A 17,714-nucleotide genomic window follows, 5' to 3' on the forward strand; every position below is an offset into this window, starting at 1 on the left:
CTTAAAACTTGTTTTCAATAGTACTCATAAACCGATTTTCGTAAACTTCTTTGCCTTCCCAATTATTATAATCCGGTTTTACCTGCTGTTCAATAAAAGTGTAAGCTTCCTCAAACGTATCTTTTGTATTTAGTTGCGAAAGCACTCTATTATAATCGTCTACATTACCGTCAAACAAATGTTTTATATAAGCCAACCTATCGTTTAAGCCAATGTTTATTCCGTTTTTGAGTCGGTCGTTTAACGATCTTTTAGTTTCGTTCAGGCTGTTTTTGGTAGCCGATTTTTTTGGTTCAAATTCGGGCAACTCACTACCAAATAAATTTTCTTGTTTTGGTTTTTCGGTTTCGTCTGGTGTCGGTTTTGGGGATTCTCGAGAGCTTTCTTGTTTTACTTCTTCCAGTTTATCTTCTGCAACTTCTTCCGAAACATCGTTATTTTTGTTTTCTGTTGCTTGCTCTACTTCTTCTTCCTTTACGGAATTGTCTCTCGCTGTTTCTTGTTTTTTATCTACGCGCTCAAAACTTGGCAACTCATCATAATGCACGCCCAAATCGCGCAAATCGTCTTTTACTTTTTCCTCTTTTTCGGGTAAAATATCTTCTAAAGTTTCTTCTTTTGTATTTTCTTCCACAGGCATTTCTTCCACAATATCTTTTATTTTTTCGGTATTGGGCTCTATAATTGGCTCGGTATTATGTTGCGTGCCGTCTGGCCTGGGGTTTGGTATATCATTTTCTCCAGAAGTTTTAGGTTTATTCTCTTCTGCACTTTCGGTTTTCTCAATTTTTTGTTCTTGCTGATCTTCTAAAGCGTTTTCAATTTGCTTTTTACCAATAGTTGGTTGCAGACCGGCAAAATGTTTTTCGGTAAAAGAAAGCACCGAAAGTTTTTCGTACAAAACGCCCGTAACCGCTTTTAATTCGTGAATATCTGCTTTGTTGCGCAGCTGTAAAATCCTGTGCGCAATGCTCATCAACTCATTTTCCAACGACTTTTTCATAACTTTCTGCTTTAGTTTTTTTGTGGGGTTGTATTTTTAGTAAATTTATCACACTTTTAATATAGCAGGAATTTTCCTGTTTTAGTGCTGAAAATTACAAAATGTTTCTCGAAAATACAGTAAATCACGAAGAGCAATTTGGCTGGATAGAGGTTATTTGTGGCAGTATGTTTTCCGGTAAAACCGAAGAACTCATACGCCGCCTCAAACGTGCGCAATTTGCAAAACAAAAAGTAGAAATTTTTAAACCTGCTTTAGACCGTCGTTACGACGAAGAAATGGTGGTCTCACACGATGCTAACGAAATTAGGTCTACGCCGGTTCCCGCCGCCGCCAACATAAGGTTGCTGGCAGACGATTGCGATGTGGTAGGCATTGACGAAGCCCAATTTTTTGATGATGAGATTGTAAGCGTTTGTAACGATTTGGCCAATAAAGGCATTCGCGTGGTGGTTGCCGGTCTGGATATGGATTTTAAAGGCAACCCATTTGGCCCTATGCCCAACCTTATGGCAACCGCAGAATATGTTACCAAAGTTCACGCCGTTTGTACACGCACCGGAAATTTGGCACAATATAGTTTTAGAAAAGCCCCGGGACGTGATTTGGTGCTTTTGGGAGAAGTAGAAGAATACGAACCTTTAAGCCGAGCGGCTTATTATAAAGCTATGCTCAACGAAAAAGTAAAAAAAATAGAAGTAAACGCGCTAAAAGAACTTAACCCACAAAACAAACCGGAAAATGAGTAAAGCAACCGAAACTGTTTTGGAAATTGACTTAAAAGCGCTAGAACACAACTACCGTTATTTACGCAGCAAGCTAAGTCCAAAAACCAAAATGATGGGCGTGGTAAAAGCTTTTGCTTACGGTAGCGATGCCGCAGCAATAGCCAAGAAATTAGAAAATTTAGGAATAGATTTTTTTGCGGTTGCTTACACCAAAGAAGGCGTAGATTTGCGAAAAAATGGCGTTACAAAACCCATATTGGTTTTGCATCCGCAATCCGGTAATTTCAATTTAATTGTAGAACATTGCCTAACGCCCGCCATTTACAGCAAATATGTTTTAGAACATTTTATAGCTTTCGCGGAAGAAAAACAACAACAAAATTATCCTATTCACCTTAAACTAAACACCGGTTTTAATCGGTTGGGTTTTGCTTATGACGATATAAATTATGTAAATGAGGCGCTTAAAAAAACCAAAAGCATAAAAGTAGAAGGTATTTATTCGCATTTTGCTGCCAGCGAAGATTTGAATGAGCGTTCTTTTAGTATGGGACAATTAGAGCAATATCTCAACCTTAGCGCCGAAATTTTAAAAGAACTGCCATACAAACCTTTACAACATTTGTGCAATACTTCGGGAATTTTGAATTATCCTGAAGCACATTTTGATATGGTACGCACCGGTATTGGTCTATACGGTTTTGGCAACGCGCCAGAGCAAGACGAAAAATTACAACCCGTTGCCACTTTAAAAAGCATTATTTCGCAAATTCACGCTATTAAAAAAGGAGAAAGCGTTGGTTATAACCGGCAATTTATTGCAGAAAAAGCTACCAAAAGCGCCACTTTGCCATTAGGCCACGCCGATGGGATAAACCGAATTTACGGCAAAGAAAAAACCAATGTGTTGGTAAACGGAAAGTTAGCGCCCATAATTGGCAATGTTTGTATGGATATGTTGATGATAGATGTAACTAACATAGATTGCCAAGAAGGCGATGAAGTTATTCTTTTTGGAAAAGAAAAAAGCGCCGAAGACTTTGCCAACAAAGCCGGTACCATTTCGTACGAATTGATTACTTCTATCTCGCAACGTGTAAAGCGGAAAATTATAGAATAGTAGTAACCGCTACACTATTCATTTTTTAACCAAACCCCCGGAATTTTTTTCGGGGGTCTTTTTTATTTAATTGGATAATTATTGCTTGGTTAGAATTATATCATTTGGTAAACCAATACCCTCTTCTGGTAATGCAGGTTTCCCATTAACACTTATAAATTCTTTCTCCCTTAATTTCCAGTGAGCTTCTGTCGCAGTAAAATTACCATTAGGTAGGGTTAAAGGATTGATTAACTCAAAACTACCACCTAAGCTTTTATGTTTTACCACATCGCCCACTTGCATTCTAAGAGTTTTAAAGTTATTATAAGGACTTGTAATGATTTTGGCGTAATTAGCAAATGTAGAAATATCATTTACATCGAAACTAGTGGTAAAATTTAAGTTATTGGCAACTTCAATTCCGTTTTCAATATATCGATAACCACCTAGAATAAAATCCTCGTAATAACTACTGGCACCGTTACCATTATCCATAAGTTTTTTAACAAAAACAACGGTAAATTCGTCACTTCCATTTGTCCATTGCCAAGTCCCTACAAAAGCATTCAGCTTTCCATCGGTATCTTTTACGTAAGCGCCATCAGGAATATTTAATCTATTTACATTACTAAGGGAAATCGTTTGGGCTTTACAATTAAAAGCTATAAGCGTTAATAAAAATACTAATGTTATTATATTTTTCATCTCTTTAAAAGTACAAAAACCCGCAACATAAAGCGGGTTTTGTTTTAGGATTAAAATTATTGTTTGGTTAATATAAATGTTGTATCCAATGGTAAGCTATACTTGTCAAAAGTGGGGTTAGGGTCATTTATATTATAAGAAGGGTTTCCTCTTAAAGTTGCTTCTGCCTCAAGCTTTTCTACCCCGTTTTCAATATAGTGTTTGAAATATATAGTAGTATAGGCACCTGATATATCTACATTGGGTTCTCGTAGAATCAATCTTACTTGAACATCGCCAGGATTACAGCCTATACAGATCCCGCTTACATTAGGATTATATTTTTGAATACCATTTCCAGCAAGATAATGCTCAAACGGGTTGTTATAAGTATTGGATAAAAAATTTAGCGTGTTTACTTTTTCTATTCCATTCTCTACATATTTATACTCCCCAATTAGTAAATCTTCATAATAGTGATGAGTGCTTATGGGACTTTCGTAATGATACATTTCTTTTTTTTGTAATACCACTTTAAATGCAGTATTTCCATTAGTATATTGCCACGTACCTTCAAACCGATTTAGATCGTTGAAGGTGTCTTTATAATACGTACCCTCTGTATTGCCATAATCTACATTACTATAAAGTGGTGAAACTGGTGTCTGTGCTTTGCAGGCTATGCATAAAATTGTGAAAAATAATAGTGTTGTTATTGTTTTCATCTCTTTAAAAGTACAAAAACCCGCAACATAAAGCGGGTTTTTTGGGTTTGTAGGTTATATTATTGTTTGGTTAGAATTATATCAGTAGGGATATTAAACTCTGTTGGTTGATCTGTACCATACATACCTTGAGGTAAAGTTACGTTCCACTCCATCTTTTTTGGTGAGGTGTTTGGTATAATAGTTAGTTTCAAATTTCCTCTAACCCCTGTTATATAATTAGGGTCATAAGGCACACTATTATCATATATATATCCTTCGAAATTAATACCATTGTGACTTTCTCCACTAATAACTGGGAACCAGTCTGATGTAGACTGCCCTATTTTTTTCTGAGAGGTATAGATAGTACTTTCTTGGCTCAAGTTATCTAACTCTACCAATTCAAAATGCCCCTTTATTTTGTCCCAATAAAATGAGGTACGGTTACCATTTTCATTTTCAACTTGTTCTTCTTTCCAGAGAGTAATTCTAAATATTTTATTTTCATTTTGCCACTCCCAAATTCCTATAAATGGCAGAAAATTATTGTTTAAATCTTTAAAATACTTTCCTGCATTGTCACCATCGTTAAAAGTTGAGACATCTACAATTTCTTGCGCTTTACAAGAAGTTAGGATACTGAATAAAACTATTATAGTTGTTATTATATTTTTCATTTTGTTACTTTTTTATTGATTACATTCTGTTGGGGTTATTGTAGTGTTATCCGATTCTAATGTGAGTTTTTGAAAATTATTAAATGTAACATCTACATTGAAAATCTCGACTCCGGCATCGTTATCTTTCAACATCTGTAAAAAAGCTTTTTGAACAGCCTCATTATTATTGTTATTTTTTTTAATTACTGCGTTTTTTGCTTCATAATATTTTTCATATATAGCATTAGTTTTTAGCATTTTAGACACATCCACCTGGGCACCCACACTGCTACTTGGTTGATATAGAAAGTCAGTTAATTTTGAGACATCTTCAATGGTCAATGCGTACCGCGTACCTTTAGCCGTAATAAGAAAAGCTACAAACTTATTAGTTTCTATTTTACCATTTTCAGCGGCTCGAGCTATCAAGGCTAAATCATCCCAAGAGAATACAGAATATGTACCGCTAGCATCATGAGTATGAGCAAAAGATATATAAGCATATTCGGGATTGTTGCTAAAAATAATTTTACCACTTTCGCCTTGTGGCATATCTTGTACATGATTAGAAGATTCATCTATAAATATACCATTCTCCACCTGTTCTGAAGTTTTAGCCGCAAGAGAAATTAATTCACTTTTATAGCTAGGGAAATCCTCAAATAAATCTGTAATTTTATCACACGGGTCTTTAAGAGTATCCCAATTCTCCAACTCCGGTGGGCAGTCCACTTGTGTTTTATAGCATAAAAGCGGGTTGGTAATGGTTGTGTTACCATTGTTATTCGGCCCGCCACCCCCTGGATTATAAGGATAACTTGGCCCGGAGTTGTTACCTTGTGTAGGGGAATCGTTCGGAAAACTTGGTCCATCACCACTATTGCCAGCACAATTCCCTCCAATAATATAAGAGGTAAGATAGAGTGGATTATTGCATAATTCCGTTTTCAAGTGAGGAGTGTCGCTACCGTCTCCCCAAGATTCATAGCATATAGTAACTGTAATTGGGGTACACCCACCAGCATCTATCTTACTGCCCTCATTATATTTTATAGGTATAAAATTAAAATCATACCCAAATGCATATGAGTCGTGTTCTGGGACAGGTTTAATAGAGCTAGTAGGAAAATACTGTACCACATAAGCCTTGGTGGCAGCCGTATCGGTAACTTCAATAACCAAATTTTCAAAATAATGTGTTGGATGCTCTGCCCGGCTAATATACATGGTATAAGAAGTGTATTTATCTGTTTTGGCCACTTCAACCACAGAAGAGTCTATGCTAAAGCCATATTGATCTTCCAAATAACTGCCCCTGGCTTGCAAACTGGTAGCTGCAGCATCAAAATGTTGGCGCAAAGCCGTAAAAGTAGACGTAAATGCAGTGTTGTTTTCTAATTCTTGATAAGTTTTGGTAGAATATTTTACAGGATAACTGCCGGTTTGTAGTTCTTTCTCTAAAAAATCATCTCTTTCGCAACTTGCCAAAGTGTAAAATAAAAGTAAGACAACGGGTAAATATCCCGCCCTTGTTAAGTACTTAGGCTTAAGTTTTGTAGGGGGGGGGATTTTCGATTAATAATTTTCATCATAATAATAAATTAGTTGGTTAATAATGTGTTAAATATAATCTGTTTTATTAGACAAAACAACATTATTTTATAAATAATCGAATATTTTTACATTTAATAGAGTTTTACTGTGATTTTCACTTAGCAGTTTTCAGTCTTAAGACGTTATGTTACTCCTGATAAAAAGTAGACCTATCGAAGCCTGGTAATTAATTTAACTTTCTACCTTTGCAACCAATAAACCTAGAATAAATAAAAATGAAAGTAGCAGTTGTTGGAGTAACCGGAATGGTAGGACAGGTAATGTTGCAGGTATTGGCAGAACGCGATTTTCCTGTAACGCAGTTAATTCCGGTAGCTTCCGAAAAATCGGTGGGGAAAGAAGTTAACTTGAAAAACGAAACCTATAAAGTGGTTAATTTAGAAACTGCTTTGTCTTTACAACCCGATATTGCTTTATTTTCTGCCGGCGGGAGCATTTCTTTAGAATGGGCACCAAAATTTGCAAAAGCTGGTACGGTGGTAATCGATAATTCTTCGGCTTGGCGAATGGATCCTACCAAAAAATTAATCATACCCGAAGTAAACGCCAGTTCACTTTCTGCAAACGATAAAATTATAGCCAACCCCAATTGTAGCACCATTCAATTGGTAATGACTTTAAAACCGCTGCACGATAAGTATAACATTAAACGAGTGGTGGTTTCTACTTACCAATCTATCACAGGAACCGGTGTTAAAGCGGTTTCGCAATTAGAAAACGAGACTGCCGGCAAAAAAGGTCCAATGGCGTATCCTTATCCAATTCATAAAAACGCTTTACCGCATTGCGATGCTTTTTTAGATAACGATTATACGCGCGAGGAGATGAAACTTACGCACGAAACCAAAAAAATACTCAACGATCAAAAAGTATTGGTTTCTGCTACAGCGGTAAGAATTCCGGTGGTTGGCGGCCACAGCGAATCGGTTAACATAGAGTTTGAAAAAGATTTTGAAATGCTAGAACTCAAAAAAACGCTTAAAAATTTTCCCGGCATTTTTCTTCAAGACAACCCCACGGTAAACAATTATCCCATGCCAATTTTCGCTGCCGGGAAAGATGATGTTTTTGTAGGAAGAATCCGTAAAGACGTTTCGCACCCAAAAGCAATAAATTTATGGATTGTAACCGATAACCTCCGTAAAGGCGCAGCAACCAATACGGTGCAAATCGCAGAATATGTAAAGGCAAATTTCTTGCAATAGCTTTAACTGAATTTGTTAAATATTTTATATTGCATAATTATTAGAAACTAATTTGCTTAGTTTTGCAATATGTTGTCAAAAAAAGTAAAACATAGCATTAGCTTTATTTTTCTATTTGCATTCTTGCTGGTAGAGGTGGCAGATTTGCATGTTTTGGCGCACGACGACGACGATAATAGCACGCCTGAAAAATGCGTTTGGTGTCAAATTTCGCATACCCAAGCAGATTTAACGGCAGTTTTGCCATCTGCTTCCGCGGAAATAAGTAGTCCAATTTTTTTCGAACAAGTCTATTTGCAACCGGTTTATAGCTACGCACTTTCTAACAAATTACCGGTTTGCTCTTTATATAACAAGCCTCCCCCCACAAGTGTATAAGTTTAAACTTTCTAATTTTCAAAGGCTTATTTTACGGTTTTCCCGAAGGTTTCTCTGTATGCAAAAAAAGCACAGAACTTCAGGTTACTTAACAAACTAAAATTTGCCGTAAATTATTATTTAACCTATTACACTTTATCTAAAGATGAAATTTATAGTATCTGTCATTATTCTTTTAATGGCAAATTATCCCGCATTCGCACAAGAATGTAATTATACCCTTTCGGGGAAATTAACAGATTTCCATAACGGCGATCCGCTTATTTATGCCGAAATTATTTTGCAACCAACCGGAAAGACGACCTATTCTAATTTTGATGGCGAATTTTCCATAGAAAATCTTTGTGCCGGCCAGTATGAGATTACGGTAAAACATCCGCAATGCGATACCAAAAGCCTTGATTTTTCCTTAACGGAAGACAAACATATTTCCGTAAAGTTAGAACATCATTTAGAAGAACTGGGCGAAGTTCTTTTACAAGGAAAAAAACAATTAGCACTTGCTAAAACCGGACAGGAAGCCAGTCTAAAAACGGCGGTTTTAGAAAAATATTCTAACGCTAATCTTGGCGATGCGCTTAAAGAAATAAGCGGAGTAAGCACTTTATCTACCGGTAATTCTATAGTAAAACCGGTAATTCATGGTTTGCACAGCAGCCGGGTTTTAACCTTTAACAACGGCGTAAAAATGGAAGACCAAGAATGGGGCGTAGAACACGCGCCAAACATAGATTTAAATACTGCCGGTTCTGTAAGCGTGATAAAAGGAGCGTCTGCTTTGGCCTACGGCGGCGATGCAGTTGGCGGCGTGGTGCTTACCAAGCCCAATAAGATTCCGGTAATAGATAGCCTTTACGGAAAAACTATTTTAAGCGCCTCTACCAATGGTCGCGGTGGTACAGTAACCACAGAGTTGATAAAGGCTTTTGCCAATGGCTGGTATGCAAAAGCTCAAGGAAGCTTTAAGAAATATGGCGATTTTGAAGCGCCAAATTATGTGTTATCCAACACCGGCAATCAAGAACAAAACTTTGCCTTAAACTTTGGTTTAAACAAATTTACCAGTGGTTTTGATGCGTATTACAGCTTTTTTTCTACGGAAACCGGTATTCTACGCTCAGCGCATATTGGCAATGTAAACGATTTGATAAAAGCCATTAATCAAGAGCAGCCTTTTGTGGTAGACGATTTTACCTATTCTATAGATGCGCCAAAACAAGAAGTAAAACACCATTTATTAAAACTAAATTATTTTAAACGTTTTGCAGAATTGGGCAAATTAGAACTGCAATACAGCTACCAAAAAAACGACAGACAAGAATATGATATTCGGCGTGATGCAGAAGATAAAACTGCGGCGGTAGATTTGGAATTGGAAAGCCATAAAGCTTCGGCTACTTTTAAGTTTGATGCCGAAAATGATTTTAACCTAAATACCGGACTGGAAGTCGCGGCGCAAAATAATTTTTCCAATCCTTCTACCGGCGTACGACGCCTAATTCCGGATTATGACAAGCAAGAAATTGGTGTTTTTGCGGTTGCAGATTATAAATTTAAAGAAAATTGGTTGCTGGAAGGCGGTTTACGTTATGATTTTACCCATTTAGATGCCAAAAAATTTTATTTAAAATCGCGTTGGGAAGAACGCAATTACGATACAGATTATGCCAATATTATTATTGGCGATTATGGTACGCAATACTTAACCAACCCGATCTTTGATTACCATAGTTTCTCTTATTCTGCCGGAATTAAATACGAAGTAAACCAGTATAACTTTGCTGTAAATTATGCAAAAGCAAATCGCGCGCCCAATCCGGCCGAGTTATTCTCAGATGGTTTACATCATTCTGCAGCCATTATAGAACTGGGCGATTTGCGTTTCGATAAAGAAAATGCGCATAAAATAAGTTTAAGCTTAGAAAGAAAAACAGATGCCTTTTCACTTTCGGTAGAGCCTTATTATAATTTTCTCAATAACTTTATCGTTTTACAACCTATTGGTTTAGAAACCACCATTCGCGGGGCTTTTCCGGTTTGGGAATACCAGCAAACCAAAGCAGAAATGTATGGCGTAGACGTTTCGGCAAACTATAGCATTTCTTCCAACTTTTTATACCAAACGCGTTTTGCTTCCGTGCACGGAAAAAATAAAAACACCAACACTTATCTAGTAGATATGCCGCCAAGCAACTGGTCTAATACCATAAATTTCACAAAGCCGGAATGGTATAATTTAGACCTTAGTTTAACGGGAGATTGGGTTTTTAAAAAGCAAAATTACCCCGATAATAATTTTTATTACGATGTGTTAGAAGATGGCAATTACACGAGTACGTTCGTAGATATAAGCACACCGCCAAACGCGTATTTTTTATTGCATTTTAATGCTTTTACATCTTTTAAGGCCTTTAAAACCGGCCAGATGCAAGTTAGTTTACTGGTAAATAATTTACTGAATACCAGCTACCGCGATTACCTAAACCGCTTGCGTTATTATGCCGATAATACCGGTAGGAATTTTACCCTACAACTTAAATTGAATTATTAAACTTTTAAATATACACCTTATGAAAACGATCAAAATTTTAAGCATTTTATTTATTAGCGTTTTAAGTTTTAGCGCTTGTTCTAGCGATGACGATTTACCGCAAGTAATCAATGAAGAAGAAGTGATTACAGATGTTAGCTTAGAAATTACCAATGCTATGGGAGAGACAACGACTTACACTTTTACAGATCCGCAATATCGGGATGAAACCTATGTTTCGCCAGTAATTTTATTAGAGGAAAACGCTACTTATGTGGTAGAAGCCCGTTTCTATAACAAGTCTAACCCTAATAACCCCGAAGATATTACTGTCGAAATTAAGGAAGAAAGGAATGCACATTTTGTAACCTATGCTTTTGCCAATGCTACGGTAGATTTAGAAAGAACAGATGGCGCAGATGCTACAGATAGCGATGGTATTCCTATTGGTATATCTACCAAATGGACAACCAATAGCGCGACAAGTGGCGATGTAGTAGTGCGTTTAATTCACGAAGCAGAAGTAAAAGACATTACTAACCCTAACGGCTCTGTAGTTGGCGGAGAAACAGATGTAGAAGCCATTTTTGACCTAGAAATTGAATAATATCAATTTGGTTGCTTATTTTTGAAAGCTTATTAAAACAGCTCAACTATGAAAAAAGTAATTTTGCCTCTTATCGCTTTGGCTTTTGTAGCTTGCGATTCGACAAAAAAAACACAAAAAGAAGAAGGCTTGACCTATCCTGAAACAAAAAAAGTAGATAGTACCGATACCTATTTTGGTACCGAAGTAAAAGACCCATACCGCTGGTTGGAAGACGACCGCAGTGAAGAAACCGAAGATTGGGTAAAACGCGAAAACGAAGTTACCCAAGAATACCTGGCGCAAATTCCGTACAGAGATTCTTTGAAAAACCGACTTTCTACTTTATGGAATTACGAGAAAGTTGGCGCCCCAAGAAAAGAAGGCGACTATACTTACTACAGTAAAAACGATGGTTTGCAAGACCAGTATGTGATTTACCGTTATAAAACCGGCGAAGATCCTTCAACTGCAGAAGTATTTTTAAACCCGAATAAATTTAGCGAAGACGGCACCACATCTTTAGGAGGAATGAGTTTCTCGGAAGATGGTTCTAAGTTGGCCTATGCAATTTCAGAAGGCGGAAGCGATTGGCGTAAGGTATTAATCATGAATACCGAAAACAAAGAAATTGTAGAAGACACCTTGGTAGACATTAAGTTTACCGGACTTTCCTGGAAAGAAAATGACGGTTTTTTCTATTCTAGTTACGACAAACCTAAAGGCAGCGAACTTTCGGCAAAAACAGATCAGCATAAATTGTATTATCATAAATTGGGAACTTCGCAAAAAGAAGACAGACTTATTTTTGGTGGTACAGAAGAGCAGAAACACCGTTACGTTGGCGGAATTGTTACAGAAGACAACAACTACTTGCTTATCCGCGCAAGCGTAAGTACTTCTGGTAACAAACTTTTCTTAAAAGATTTAACCAAAGAAAATGCACCCCTACAAACCGTAATTGGCAATACAGATACAGACACCAATATTTTGGATAGCGAGGGCAGCAAACTATTTTTGGTAACCAATTTAGATGCACCCAACAAAAAGATTGTAACAGTAGATGCATCTAATCCTTCCCCGGAAAATTGGGAAGATTTTATTCCGGAAACAGAGCATGTTTTAACCGCATCTACCGGAGGCGGCTATTTCTTTACGGAATATATGAAAGACGCGGTTTCTATGGTAAAACAATACGACCGTGAAGGCAATCTGGTACGCGAGGTAGAATTACCGGGCGTTGGTAGCGTTGGTGGTTTTGGTGCTAAAAAAGAAGAGAAAGAATTGTATTACTCGTTTACCAATTATATCACGCCGGGAAGTATTTATAAATACGATATAGAAAGTGGCGAGTCAGAACTTTACCGCAAGCCGGAAATAGACTTTAACAGCGAAGATTACGAAAGCAAACAAGTGTTTTATACATCTAAAGACGGCACCAAAATACCAATGATTATCACCCATAAAAAAGGTATAAAATTAGACGGTAAAAACCCAACCATTCTTTACGGTTATGGCGGTTTTAATATTAGCCTAACGCCGTCGTTTAGCATTACCAACGCGGTTTGGATGGAGCAAGGCGGTATTTATGCCGTTGCAAACCTACGCGGTGGTGGCGAGTATGGAAAAGACTGGCACAAAGCCGGAACAAAATTAAAAAAGCAAAATGTTTTTGACGATTTTATCGCTGCCGCGGAATATTTAAAACAAGAAAATTATACTTCTACAGATTATTTGGCGATACGTGGTGGCTCTAACGGTGGCTTATTGGTTGGTGCAACCTTAACCCAACGTCCAGACTTGGTAAAAGTAGCTTTGCCGGCTGTTGGCGTTCTAGATATGCTGCGTTACCATACATTTACTTCTGGCGCGGGTTGGGCGTACGATTACGGAACTTCTGAAGATAATAAAGAAATGTTTGAGTATTTGTACAACTACTCCCCAGTACATAATGTAGAAAAGGGCACAGAATATCCTGCAACGCTTATTACTACCGGAGATCACGACGATCGTGTGGTGCCGGCGCATAGTTTTAAATTTGCAGCAGAATTGCAAGAAAAACAAGCAGGTGAGAATCCGGTTTTAATTAGAATTGAAACTAATGCCGGTCACGGCGCGGGAACTCCAGTGAGCAAAACCATAGAACAATATGCAGATATTTACGGTTTTACTTTATGGAATATGGGCGTAAAAGAACTCTAGATTTTTAGTTTAAAAGTTTAAAACCCAAATCTTAAAAATCCCGAGACTCTACTTTTTTAGTAGTTTCTCGGGATTTTTTTTTGAAGATAAATTAAGAAATTACTTTTTTAATCGAAATTGTCCCGCAAAGTCTTTTAAACTTTATAAGTATTTAAAAAAGAACTGTTCTTGAAAATATTAAGAAGCTTTTTTATAATATTTCCTTTTTTCGATATGGTAAGAAAAACCTACAGGGTTTTGAAAACCCTGTAGGTTGGACAATTTTTAATTTCCCAATCTTAAAACTGTTCTAAAAGATACTTTATCAAATCTGTGGTAGTTACAATACCTACCAACTTATCGTTTTCTACTACCGGTAAGGCGTGAAATTCTTTTTCTGCCAAGATTTCGGCTACTTCTTTTATGGTATTATCCGGTTTTACAGAGATTACATTGCTTACCATTACCTGCTCAATACTAAACATATCGTACACTGTGGTTTCTATAGTATCTTCGTCTTCATCTACCGCATCGGCAAAGCTAATTCGCAGTAAATCGGTGTAACTTAACATGCCTTTTATGGCATCGTTTTCTACCACGGGAATGTGTCTTATTTTATTCTTTTTAAATATACCTTCAGCCGTAGCTAAATTATCGGTAGTGTTTAGCGTTAGGACTTTTTCTGTCATAATTGTAGAGACTGGCGTGCGCTTTTTCATGGCTATTGGTTTTTAAATTAAGTACTTAAAGATAAGGAATATTCAGCTTTTTAAAGCTGATATTAATCAGTCCAAAGCTTATTCCGTAAAGTCAATAGAAAAATTATTAATCTTGCGCAATAAATTCTAAATTTTGCTCTGTATTAGCCAATTGCACCACAACTTGGTAGATATAATTGCTCAGCATTTGTAAACCATTATAATTTAATAGAGACTTTGAGTCGGTTGGTAAATGGTATTGCTCGTGCGCGCCGGTATGCAAGCCCAAAACAGAAATTTCTTTCTTGTAAAAACTCACGTGGTCAGAGCCGCCAACAGAACCTAAATGAATAACCGGCTTTACATCATAATTTTTTGCCAGTTTACGTAGCATTTTGTTCCCTTTACGGAAAGTTCCCGCGCCATTTATATAAAGGTGTTTTTCTTGGTTTAACCTGCCCAGCATATCCATATTGAGCATAACTTGTATGGTATTTAAAGGAACTAACGGATTGTTTACAAAGAAATCACTTCCTTTTAAGCCTTGTTCTTCGGCACCAAATGCTATAAAAAGTATGCTGCGTTTTAAATTTAGATCTTCTTGTTTTAGACGTTTTGCAATTTCTAACAAAACCGAAACTCCACTAGCATTATCGTCTGCCCCGGGGTGAATTTTTCCGTTTTTGATTCCCAAATGATCGTAATGTGCTCCAAGAATAATAACTTGTTTTTTTAAAACCGGATGCTTACCCGCAAGTATTCCCAAGATATTGGCGGTAGAAATTTTAGCCAAATCGTTTTTGGTTTTAAAACGGAAAGTTTGCAAAATTGGTTGGTAGCCGGCAGTTTTTAACTGGCCCACAATATAATTTTGTACAATACTATCTTGTGGCGTTCCCGGAAACCTGCCTTGCAAAGAATCTGCCGTTAAAAATGCAATATGTTGTTTTAAAGCTGCTTTACGGATTTTATCTTGAGCATTTCCATAAAGACCAAGGCAAATTAAACAGCAAATAAAAAATAAACGACGCATATTTTTATACTTTTCAAAACCAAATATAGCATATTTACATAACGATAAAGAGAAAAGCCTATTTTATGCAATTTGCGCATTTCTACGTCAACTATATCCACAGCAAAAATGTTACAAAATTGCGGTTTAATTGTCTACCTAGTAAATAAAATCTTTTAAAAACAGCCTATGCGTTACCTATTTAGCTTTCTATTAATAATTTCTACCAGTTTGATTTTCGGACAAAATTTGGTGAAACAACCAGTCAAAATTCCGTTTGAACTCACCAATAATGGTCATATAATTATAAAAGCCAAAGTAAACGGCGTAGAAGGAAAATTTGTTTTTGATACCGGTGCGGGCATAAACCTGCTTACCAAAGATTTTGCAGATAAAGTTAAAGATTTAAAAAAAACACATCATTTTCATACCGGCCATCGAGCTACCGGCGAAGAAATAACCACTGACTTATGGCGTTCAAAATTGTTGAGCATAAACAATTTTAAAATTAAAAAAGAACTCTTTGCGGTGTACGATTTTAAATTTCCGTTAGACGGTTTGATTTCACTAACGCCATTTAAGAACCAGCCTATTACCATAGATTTTAAAAATAAAATTCTACAATTAGAATCTTCTAAATCTTTAGAAAAGCGGATAAAAAACAAAGATTTTGAAATACCAATTGTGTTAGATAGCGACAAAGAAATTACTTTAGGAATTGCTACCTATGTAAACTTAGAAGACCAACTACCACTTTTGGTGAGCTTAGACAGCGGCGCCGGTTTTGGTGTTTATAGGTTTAACGCCAGATATATGCAGGATTTGGGCATGGACGCTACCAAATTAAAAAAAGAGTACAGAAAAAGTAGTTTTAAACCAAAACAAGGCAATACTTTTTACTTTACAACCTTGGCCAAAATGACCGACATAAACAAAAATGCAGAAGTTAAAAATTTTAAAGCTTCTTTTATAGAAGACCTAATTTACGAAGGTATTATGGGTATAGATTGGCTTGGCGAGAAAATTACCATAGATATTCCCAACAAAAGATTGATAGTACAAAAACAATAAATTATCTTTCAGAAAAAACTACTATTGCTCTCCCAACAATCCAGTTTTCTATGCTAAAAGTAAAGAATCTAAATTTCGCTTACGCGGAAAAAAATATCTTGCAAAATATAAGCTTCGCAGTTAAAAAAGGAGAACATCTTAGCATAATTGGCGAAAGCGGTTGCGGAAAAAGCACGCTTCTAAAAGCTATTTATGGTTTGCTGGATTTAGACCAAGGCGAAATACTTTTTAACGATAAAAAAGTCTTGGGTCCGGCTTATAATTTGGTGCCGGGAGAACCAGAAATGAAATATCTGGCACAAGAGGAGCAATTAATGCCTTTTACCAGCGTAGCAGAAAATATTACCGAGCATTTAAGCAGGCAGTTTCCCAAAGAAAATGAAGAACGTTTAGCAATTTTATTGGAAGTGGTAGATATGAAAGCTTATGCCAATACCAAGGTAAAGCTTTTAAGCGGCGGACAAAAACAGCGCGTGGCGTTGGCGCAGGTTTTGGCCAAAAAACCAGAACTTTTATTGTTGGACGAAGCTTTTAATTTTATAGACAATTTTAGAAAAAACAAATTACGCAGAAGGCTTTTTAGCTATTTACAAAAAGAAAACATTTCGTGTATTTTTGCTACGCATGATAGCACAGATTTGTTTGGTTTTGCAGATAAGACAATCGTTTTAAGAGAGGGTAAAATACTAACTAAAAATGCACCCAAAAACCTGCTAAAAAATCCACCTGATTTTTACACTGCTTCTTTGCTTTCTGAAGTAAACCGGATTTCTTCCGTAAATTTGAAATCTTCTCAAAACGGCTATTATCTAATCTATCCGCAAGAATTACACCTACGTAAAGATGGTTTTTTATCGGTAAAAGTGGAAAAAAGCTATTACAACGGTTTTAGTTATTTTGTGGAAGCTATTTTAAAAAACATCCAAGAAAAACTCTATTTTTATTCAGAGAATACTTTAAAGAAAGGCGAAACTTGCAATCTTGCTGTTGCAAAAGCCCTTTTGGATAAGCGTTTTAGGAAAGAATAGTTTTAAGGAAATATTACAAGACCTCTAAAATCTTATAAGAATTTCCCTTAAAAGTAAAGCTCTCTTTTTCGGTTTTACCGAGCAGGCTTTGTGCGATGGGAGATTGTAAACCAATTGTATAGAACGTTTGCCCTTCAATTTCTATTTTCCCTGCAGGAATAGCTATAAAGTAGTTAAACTGATTGGTTTTTACTAAGCTGCCCAAGCCAATTTTTTGAGAAGGAGGTCTGTTTTCTATTTGTTGTAAAAGACTTTGAAACTTTCTATAATGTTCTAATTGATTACCGAGTTTGTTGATTTCTGCCGTAAGCATTTCACGCGAAGTTTCGTATTTATCGCCGGCAGAGCTTTTGGTTTCCGTTTGTAAAGACTTTTCTAAAGCTTCTATTTCGTTTTGAAGAAAGGCGGTTTTAGATAATGTAAATTTTTTACAATTAGTTAATAGATGCGAGCGATAGTTCATAGATAGGACGTAGTAATAGTTTCAGTAATAAAAAAATCGGTCAATTTTGTGAATTTATCACAAAA

17 protein-coding genes are annotated in these 17,714 nt (G+C 36.4%); 9 read left to right on the plus strand and 8 right to left on the minus strand.

Going from position 1 to position 17,714, the window contains the following annotated elements; all coding sequences use genetic code 11:
- Position 1: 1 nt before the first annotated feature.
- Positions 2-1,003, minus strand: a complete 1,002-nt coding sequence (locus tag FKR84_RS01385) for a hypothetical protein (RefSeq protein ID WP_141420392.1) — start codon at positions 1,001-1,003, stop codon at positions 2-4.
- A 101-nt stretch (positions 1,004-1,104) separates the two neighbouring features.
- Here FKR84_RS01385 and FKR84_RS01390 point away from each other — a divergent pair, with 101 nt between their 5' ends.
- Positions 1,105-1,752, plus strand: coding sequence for a thymidine kinase (locus tag FKR84_RS01390; RefSeq protein WP_141420393.1), 648 nt, complete (start codon positions 1,105-1,107; stop codon positions 1,750-1,752).
- Positions 1,745-2,851, plus strand: a complete 1,107-nt coding sequence (gene alr, locus FKR84_RS01395; protein WP_141420394.1) for an alanine racemase — start codon at positions 1,745-1,747, stop codon at positions 2,849-2,851. Before FKR84_RS01390 ends, alr begins: the two co-directional genes overlap by 8 nt.
- A 78-nt stretch (positions 2,852-2,929) precedes the next feature.
- Here the strand turns inward: alr and FKR84_RS01400 are convergent, their stop codons facing one another.
- Genes FKR84_RS01400 through FKR84_RS01415 form a run of 4 tightly spaced genes read right to left on the minus strand, consistent with a single transcriptional unit; the run spans position 2,930 to position 6,371 of the window.
- On the minus strand, positions 2,930-3,538 hold the full coding sequence (locus FKR84_RS01400) for a DUF6705 family protein (protein WP_141420395.1): 609 nt from the start codon (positions 3,536-3,538) through the stop codon (positions 2,930-2,932).
- A 56-nt stretch (positions 3,539-3,594) separates the two neighbouring features.
- The gene (locus FKR84_RS01405) at positions 3,595-4,242 is read right to left on the minus strand and encodes a DUF6705 family protein (protein ID WP_141420396.1); all 648 of its coding nucleotides are present in this window, start codon (positions 4,240-4,242) and stop codon (positions 3,595-3,597) included.
- A 59-nt stretch (positions 4,243-4,301) separates the two neighbouring features.
- Entirely contained in the window at positions 4,302-4,901 is a 600-nt protein-coding gene (locus tag FKR84_RS01410) for a DUF6705 family protein (protein WP_141420397.1), read from the minus strand.
- Positions 4,902-4,913: 12 nt separating this feature from the next.
- The gene (locus tag FKR84_RS01415; RefSeq protein WP_141420398.1) at positions 4,914-6,371 is read right to left on the minus strand and encodes a hypothetical protein; all 1,458 of its coding nucleotides are present in this window, start codon (positions 6,369-6,371) and stop codon (positions 4,914-4,916) included.
- A 341-nt stretch (positions 6,372-6,712) separates the two neighbouring features.
- On the opposite strand from FKR84_RS01415, the gene FKR84_RS01420 reads away from it, so the two are divergent.
- The 5 genes from FKR84_RS01420 to FKR84_RS01440 all read left to right on the plus strand — a co-directional run bounded on the left by FKR84_RS01420 (position 6,713) and on the right by FKR84_RS01440 (position 13,398).
- Positions 6,713-7,702, plus strand: a complete 990-nt coding sequence (locus FKR84_RS01420; protein ID WP_141420399.1) for an aspartate-semialdehyde dehydrogenase — start codon at positions 6,713-6,715, stop codon at positions 7,700-7,702.
- 69 nt (positions 7,703-7,771) lie between these two features.
- Positions 7,772-8,080 carry a hypothetical protein gene (locus FKR84_RS01425; RefSeq protein ID WP_141420400.1) on the plus strand — a complete coding sequence of 103 codons (309 nt, stop codon included), beginning with the start codon at positions 7,772-7,774 and terminating at the stop codon, positions 8,078-8,080.
- Positions 8,081-8,225: 145 nt separating this feature from the next.
- Positions 8,226-10,631, plus strand: coding sequence for a TonB-dependent receptor (locus FKR84_RS01430; RefSeq protein WP_233357622.1), 2,406 nt, complete (start codon positions 8,226-8,228; stop codon positions 10,629-10,631).
- A 19-nt stretch (positions 10,632-10,650) separates the two neighbouring features.
- On the plus strand, positions 10,651-11,217 hold the full coding sequence (locus FKR84_RS01435; protein ID WP_141420401.1) for a hypothetical protein: 567 nt from the start codon (positions 10,651-10,653) through the stop codon (positions 11,215-11,217).
- A 48-nt stretch (positions 11,218-11,265) separates the two neighbouring features.
- Positions 11,266-13,398 carry a prolyl oligopeptidase family serine peptidase gene (locus FKR84_RS01440; protein ID WP_141420402.1) on the plus strand — a complete coding sequence of 711 codons (2,133 nt, stop codon included), beginning with the start codon at positions 11,266-11,268 and terminating at the stop codon, positions 13,396-13,398.
- A 278-nt stretch (positions 13,399-13,676) separates the two neighbouring features.
- Here the strand turns inward: FKR84_RS01440 and FKR84_RS01445 are convergent, their stop codons facing one another.
- Both FKR84_RS01445 and FKR84_RS01450 read right to left on the minus strand, forming a co-directional pair.
- Entirely contained in the window at positions 13,677-14,096 is a 420-nt protein-coding gene (locus FKR84_RS01445; protein ID WP_141420403.1) for a CBS domain-containing protein, read from the minus strand.
- Positions 14,097-14,202: 106 nt separating this feature from the next.
- Positions 14,203-15,108 (minus strand): M20/M25/M40 family metallo-hydrolase, encoded by a 906-nt coding sequence (locus FKR84_RS01450; protein WP_141420404.1) that lies wholly within the window; start codon positions 15,106-15,108, stop codon positions 14,203-14,205.
- A 168-nt stretch (positions 15,109-15,276) separates the two neighbouring features.
- Here FKR84_RS01450 and FKR84_RS01455 point away from each other — a divergent pair, with 168 nt between their 5' ends.
- The gene (locus tag FKR84_RS01455; RefSeq protein ID WP_141420405.1) at positions 15,277-16,158 is read left to right on the plus strand and encodes a retropepsin-like aspartic protease; all 882 of its coding nucleotides are present in this window, start codon (positions 15,277-15,279) and stop codon (positions 16,156-16,158) included.
- Positions 16,159-16,208: 50 nt separating this feature from the next.
- Complete coding sequence (locus tag FKR84_RS01460; protein ID WP_141420406.1) at positions 16,209-17,186, plus strand: ABC transporter ATP-binding protein; 978 nt, start codon at positions 16,209-16,211, stop codon at positions 17,184-17,186.
- Positions 17,187-17,199: 13 nt separating this feature from the next.
- Here FKR84_RS01460 and FKR84_RS01465 read toward each other — a convergent pair whose 3' ends face one another.
- Positions 17,200-17,649 carry a GreA/GreB family elongation factor gene (locus tag FKR84_RS01465; RefSeq protein ID WP_141420407.1) on the minus strand — a complete coding sequence of 150 codons (450 nt, stop codon included), beginning with the start codon at positions 17,647-17,649 and terminating at the stop codon, positions 17,200-17,202.
- Positions 17,650-17,714: the final 65 nt, after the last annotated feature.

Origin of the sequence: Haloflavibacter putidus (genome assembly GCF_006546625.1) — a bacterium.
Classification (GTDB): Bacteria; Bacteroidota; Bacteroidia; order Flavobacteriales; family Flavobacteriaceae; genus Mesonia; species Mesonia putida.